General features: G+C 66.7%; 3 protein-coding genes and 1 pseudogene. All 4 read left to right on the top strand.

What is annotated here, in order from left to right; translation table 11 throughout:
• Positions 1 to 132: pseudogene (locus tag DD1DGNOD_RS30140) on the top strand (50S ribosomal protein L1); the annotation flags it as partial.
• 393 nt (positions 133 to 525) lie between these two features.
• Positions 526 to 1101 (top strand): 50S ribosomal protein L10, encoded by a 576-nt coding sequence (gene rplJ / locus DD1DGNOD_RS23085; protein WP_131768544.1) that lies wholly within the window; start codon positions 526 to 528, stop codon positions 1099 to 1101.
• A 127-nt stretch (positions 1102 to 1228) separates the two neighbouring features.
• Positions 1229 to 1618: a 50S ribosomal protein L7/L12 gene (gene rplL / locus DD1DGNOD_RS23080; protein WP_131768543.1), complete on the top strand. Its 390-nt coding sequence runs from the start codon at positions 1229 to 1231 to the stop codon at positions 1616 to 1618.
• Positions 1619 to 2633: 1015 nt separating this feature from the next.
• On the top strand, positions 2634 to 5161 hold a 2528-nt coding region (rpoB, locus tag DD1DGNOD_RS23075; RefSeq protein ID WP_241255933.1), incomplete at its 3' end, for a DNA-directed RNA polymerase subunit beta.

Here is a 5161-nt window from a genome sequence, read left to right as displayed (position 1 = left end):
ATCGTTCGGGTCAAGCCGGCCGCGGCCAAGGGCCGTTACCTGAAGAAAATCACTTTCACGACAACGATGGGCCCCGGGATTCCCGTCGATCCGGGTCGTACCCGCAACCTGATCGAAGACGCCGTGGCCTGACCTTCACGACGCCGACCTTCTTTACAGCTCTTTACAGCGCCGCAGTCCACGACACCGTAGTTTCTGACATCGCAGCGCCCCCTGTCGGACGGGTGGGCGCTGCGGTCGGCCCGGTGTCACTTCCGGGGTGCGCTTGACGCTCCCGATCCGTCCACGGTTTCCAGGCCGTGTAGCATCTACGTGAGAACCAAACCGAAGACCGCTGGTCGTCGTCCCTCTGCGGGGCGGCCGAAGGTTCCGGCATCGCCGGACGGCCCGCGCAGGTGAGGGAGCGTTGTCCGGGTGTCGGCCCTTGTTCCGTCCTCCGGTCGGCAAGCCCCGTGCGCCTGCGCCGGGGCGTTCGTTGTTTACGGCACCTTTCGGGCGACTGGCCAGACCTCATGAAGGAGCCCGATGGCGAAGCCGGAAAAGGTCGCCGCGGTAACGGAGATCGCAGACTCGTTCCGGGGCGCGTCCGCGGCGGTACTGACCGAGTACCGCGGGCTGACGGTGAGCCAGCTCACCGAACTGCGCCGTTCGCTCGGCGAAGGCACTCAATACGCGGTGGTCAAGAACACCCTCACCAAGATTGCCGCCGAACAGGCCGGCATCGACGGCCTGGACGACCTGCTGGTCGGTCCTACCGCGGTCGCGTTCGTCACCGGTGATCCGGTTGAAGCGGCCAAGGGTCTGCGTGACTTCGCCCGTGCCAATCCGGCCCTGATAGTCAAGGGCGGGATCGTCGAGGGCAAGGCGATGTCGGCGGACGACATCCGCAAGCTGGCCGATCTGGAATCGCGCGAGGTGCTGCTCGCCAAGCTCGCCGGTGCGCTGAACGGTTCACTGGTCAAGGCGGTCGGCCTGTTCGCGGCGCCGTTGTCCCAGGCGGCTCGCCTGGCTGCGGCGTTGCGTGCCAAGCGGGAGGCGGAAGCGCCCGCGGCGCAGGCGTCGACGGCCGATGCCTCCCCAGCCGAGGCGAGCGCCGAGTAGCCCCTTTCAGACCGTTTTTCCGGGCCCCTGGTAATGCGGGAAGGGCGACAATCGCGCCGCTTCCGGCTCGCTGACGGCGTAATGCCCCGACCGGACCACCTACTCACCCAATGAAAGGACCGCCACCATGGCGAAGCTGTCGACCGACGAGCTGCTGGACGCGTTCAAGGAAATGACGCTGCTGGAGCTGTCGGAGTTCGTGAAGCAGTTCGAGGACACCTTCGGTGTGACCGCGGCGGCGCCGGTTGCGGTTGCCGTTCCGGGCGCTGCGGGGCCGGCCGCTGACGCGCCGGCTGTCGAGGAGCAGGACGAGTTCGACGTCATCCTCGAGTCCGTTGGTGACAAGAAGATCCAGGTCATCAAGGAGGTCCGCGCGCTGACCAGCCTGGGGCTCAAGGAGGCCAAGGACCTCGTCGACGGAGCGCCTAAGCCGGTGCTGGAGAAGGCGACCAAGGAAGCCGCGGAGAAGGCCAAGGCCGCTCTCGAGGGCGCTGGCGCCACGGTCACCGTCAAGTAACGGCTGCCTCACGGCTACCTTACGGTTACCGTCAGGTAGCCGTGACGGGTCGGGCTGTCCTCCTCCAGGCCAGGGGGAAGGACAGCCCGACCCGCCAGTTCCAGACTCTTCGGCGCAGCTCCAGGTTTTCCGCCGTCTCTCGGACCTCCCGGATCCGGGAGGAACCCCGCGCCCGGAAACAGACATGACTGCGTACTCCCCGGCCAACCGGATCGCCGGCGGCACCGGACCGCCCGGCGGTGGACCCGAGGCTGACGGCGTCCGTGGAGCCGATCGTCGGAGCCTGTCGAGAGGCCGGCGGGTAGGCGGGTCGGGCGGGGGAGTTCCACCGCACCCCCACGGGGCCGGACGGCCCACCCATGCGCGGGGACGGGCCGCCGAACGCGGCTTGACCCGTCCGCTCGGTTCCCTCGTGCTCACTACCTCGCAACCGGTTGACGACCTTACCCGGGACGGAGTTCCATCATCTCCGAAGCGGTGACACATACCCGCCGACCAGCCTTGCCAGCAGTGCAGCCATCGGCTACACTGCTCGTTTGGGCTGTCCTTTCGTCGTGCGCTCACTGCTCCTCGAGGTATGCGACGGTGTCAGCCCGCGTACGGCTCAGCCCCCGTGCAGCCGCGTCCACCGGGCGCGGTCGTCCAGACGTCACGACCGAGGTAATCCGAGCGAGACCGTTGATCGCAATCCGCCACCGAAGTGCCGCCACGCCACCAGCCCGGGACGACCATCTCACGCGGGGGTCCTCTTCCGGAAGCTGTCGTGACGGACTACTCGCCGACGCCCGCGTCGCGTCTGCCCGCATCCGTGGGGCACCCGCGCACCCTGTTGGACTACCCCCGCCGACAGTCCCCACAACCGTAGCGAGACACTGATCACCCGACCATCCCCTCCGCCGGATTGTTCGAGTAGGCCGAAGGCGACGCGATCATGACTCCTCCCGCGTTGCCGGAGGTCGCATCAAGGAAGCCAGAGCGCCACCAGCCCGACGATCAGGCCACCGGAAGGACCACCTTGGCCGCCTCGCCTACCTCCTCCCGCATCTCGTTCGCAAAGATCATCGAGCCTCTCGAGGTCCCCGATCTTCTCGCCCTGCAGACCCAGTCCTTCGACTGGCTGATCGGCAGTGAGGCGTGGGCGGAACGGGTCCAGGAAGCCATCGACGCCGGCCGTGACGATGTACCCGTCACGTCAGGTCTCGAAGAGGTCTTTGAGGAGATCTCCCCGATCGAAGACTTCTCGGGTTCGATGTCACTGTCGTTCCGCGACCACCGTTTCGAACCGCCGAAGTACTCCGTCGAGGAGTGCAAGGACAAGGATATGACCTACTCGGCCCCGATGTTCGTGACGGCCGAGTTCACCAATAACACCACCGGTGAAATCAAGAGCCAGACGGTGTTCATGGGCGACTTCCCGCTCATGACCCCCAAGGGCACGTTCGTCATCAACGGAACCGAGCGGGTCGTCGTCAGCCAGCTTGTGCGTTCCCCCGGGGTGTATTTCGAGAAGACCATCGACAAGGTCTCCGACAAGGACCTGTTCTCCTGCAAGGTCATCCCGTCCCGAGGCGCCTGGCTGGAATTCGAGGTCGACAAGCGGGACACCGTCGGTGTCCGTATCGACCGCAAGCGCCGCCAGTCCGTGACCGTGCTGCTCAAGGCGCTCGGCTGGGACGAGGCGCGCATCCTGGAGCGGTTCGGTGACTTCCCGTCGATGCGGGTGACTCTGGAAAAGGACCACACCTCCAGCCAGGACGACGCGCTGCTCGACATCTACCGCAAGCTGCGACCGGGTGAGCCGCCGACCCGTGAGTCCGCGCAGACGCTGCTGGAGAACCTCTTCTTCAACCCGAAGCGTTACGACCTGGCCAAGGTCGGTCGTTACAAGGTGAACAAGAAACTCGGTGTGGACGTCTTGCACGATGTCGGGGTGCTGACCGAGGACGACATCGTCCGTACGATCGAGTACGTCGTGCAGCTGCACGCCGGCAAGGACCAGTCCTACGACGTGGACGACATCGACCACTTCGGCAACCGGCGGCTGCGCACGGTCGGCGAGCTGATCCAGAACCAGGTGCGCCTGGGCCTGGCCCGGATGGAGCGGGTCGTCCGGGAACGGATGACCACGCAGGACGTCGAGGCGATCACGCCGCAGACGCTGATCAATATCCGGCCGGTGGTCGCCTCCATCAAGGAGTTCTTCGGCACCAGCCAGCTCTCCCAGTTCATGGACCAGACCAACCCGCTGGCGGGCCTCACCCACAAGCGGCGTCTGTCCGCGCTCGGCCCGGGTGGCCTGTCCCGGGAGCGGGCCGGGTTCGAGGTCCGTGACGTCCACCCCAGCCACTACGGCCGGATGTGCCCGATCGAGACACCGGAAGGGCCGAACATCGGTCTGATCGGTTCGCTGTCGACGTTCGCGCGGGTCAACCCGTTCGGCTTCGTCGAGACGCCCTACCGCAAGGTCGTGGCCGGGCGGGTCACCGACCAGATCGACTACCTCACCGCGGACGAGGAGGACAAGCACGTCATCGCGCAGGCGAACGCGCCGTTGACCGCCGACGGGTCGTTCGCCGAGCAGCGGATCCTGGTCCGGCGCAAGGGTGGCGAGGTCGAGTTCATCCCGCCCGACGAGGTCGACTACATGGACGTCTCGCCGCGTCAGATGGTGTCGGTCGCAACAGCGATGATCCCCTTCCTCGAGCACGACGACGCCAACCGCGCCCTGATGGGCTCGAACATGCAGCGCCAGTCCGTCCCGTTGCTGCGCAGCGAGGCGCCGCTGGTCGGCACCGGTATGGAAGCCCGCGCGGCCAAGGACGCCGGTGACGTCGTCGTCTGCACGCAGTCCGGTGTGGTCGAGGACCTCTCCGCCGACTACATCACCGTCATGCACGACGACGGCACCCGGCGCACCTACCGGATGGCGAAGTTCCGCCGGTCCAACCAGGGCACCTGCATCAACCAGAAACCCATCGTCGACGAGGGGGAGAGGGTCGAGGCGGGTCAGGTCATCGCGGACGGTCCCTGCACCGACAACGGCGAGATGGCACTGGGTAAGAACCTGCTGGTCGCCTTCATGCCGTGGGAGGGCCACAACTACGAGGACGCGATCATCCTCTCCCAGCGGCTGGTCCAGGACGACGTCCTGTCCTCGATCCACATCGAGGAGCACGAGGTCGACGCCCGGGACACCAAGCTCGGGCCCGAGGAGATCACCCGGGACATCCCCAACGTCGCCGAGGAGGTCCTCGCCGACCTCGACGAGCGTGGCATCATCCGCATCGGCGCCGAGGTCTCTCCCGGTGACGTGCTGGTCGGGAAGGTCACGCCCAAGGGTGAGACCGAGCTGACTCCGGAGGAGCGGCTGCTGCGCGCGATCTTCGGCGAGAAGGCCCGGGAGGTCCGCGACACCTCGCTGAAGGTGCCGCACGGAGAGTCCGGCAAGGTCATCGGGGTCCGGGTGTTCTCCCGGGAGGACGGCGACGAGCTGCCGCCCGGCGTGAACGAGCTGGTCCGGGTGTACGTCGCCCAGAAGCGCAA

Origin of the sequence: Candidatus Protofrankia californiensis (assembly GCF_900634765.1) — a bacterium.
Lineage (GTDB): Bacteria > Actinomycetota > Actinomycetes > Frankiales > Frankiaceae > Protofrankia > Protofrankia californiensis.
This window is presented reverse-complemented; position numbering and strand designations above follow the sequence as displayed.

Bases quoted from the DNA above. Each gene is read 5' to 3' on its own strand.
- rplJ (WP_131768544.1), top strand. From the start codon at position 526: ATGGCGAAGCCGGAAAAGGTCGCCGCGGTAACGGAGATCGCAGACTCG.
- rplL (WP_131768543.1), top strand. From the start codon at position 1,229: ATGGCGAAGCTGTCGACCGACGAGCTGCTGGACGCGTTCAAGGAAATG.